The organism is Streptosporangium sp. NPDC049046 (genome assembly GCF_040649155.1).
In the GTDB taxonomy this organism is placed as follows: domain Bacteria; phylum Actinomycetota; class Actinomycetes; order Streptosporangiales; family Streptosporangiaceae; genus Streptosporangium.
Window position 1 is genome coordinate 1 of the sequence record NZ_JBEZEZ010000095.1, and the last position, 1,048, is coordinate 1,048.

The following is a 1,048-nucleotide window of genomic DNA, read 5'->3' on the forward strand; positions in this document are numbered from 1 at the left end:
TCGCCGCGTGAGGCGCTCGCGATGGATCCGCAGCAGCGTCTGTTGCTGGAGGGGGTGTGGGAGGCGGTCGAGCGGGCCGGGATCGACCCGCTCTCGCTCAAGGGCAGCCACACCGGCGTCTTCGTGGGAAGCAACAGCCAGGACTACACGAGCCTGATCATAAGTACGCAGACGGACGTGCAAGGCCATGGCGTCACCGGCCTCTCGGCCAGCGTGCTGTCGGGCCGCCTGTCCTACATGCTGGGCCTGGAGGGTCCGGCGATGACCGTGGACACGGCGTGCTCGTCGTCGCTGGTGGCGCTGCATCTGGCGGCGCAGGCGCTGCGGCAGGGTGAGTGCTCGCTCGCGCTGGCCGGTGGTACGACGGTGATGGCGTCACCGTTGGGGTTCATCGGCTTCAACGCGCAGGGCGGGATAGCGGCCGACGGGCGATCCAAGGCGTTCTCCGACAGCGCGGACGGCACCGGCTGGTCCGAGGGTGTGGGCATGCTGGTGCTGGAGCGGTTGTCGGATGCCCGCCGCAACGGGCATGAGGTGCTCGCGGTGGTGCGTGGTTCGGCGGTGAACCAGGACGGTGCGTCGAACGGGTTGACGGCGCCGAACGGTCCGTCTCAGCAGCGGGTGATCCGTCAGGCGCTTGCAGGCGCCGGGCTCTCGGCGTCCGAGGTGGACGCGGTGGAGGCGCACGGTACGGGTACCAAGCTGGGTGACCCGATCGAGGCCCAGGCCCTGCTGGCGACCTACGGTCAGGACCGTCCGGAGGACCGGCCGCTGCTGCTGGGCGCGATCAAGTCGAACCTGGGTCACACCCAGGCGGCGGCGGGCGTGGCCGGTGTGATCAAGATGGTGCTCGCGATGCGGCACGGTGTGCTGCCTCGGACGCTGCACGTGGATGAGCCGTCGTCGCACGTGGACTGGTCGGCGGGTGCGGTGGAGTTGCTGACCGAGGCGGCCGAGTGGCCTCAGACGGGTCGTCCGCGTCGGGCGGGTGTGTCGTCGTTCGGGATCAGCGGCACCAACGCGCACGTGATCCTCGAACAGGGGCCGG

Annotated in this window: 1 protein-coding gene; it reads left to right on the top strand. The window is 70.1% G+C overall.

What is annotated here, in order from left to right:
- Positions 1-1,048 (top strand): polyketide synthase (locus tag AB0B96_RS40850; RefSeq protein ID WP_362907691.1); only part of this gene is annotated, 1,048 nt, incomplete at both ends.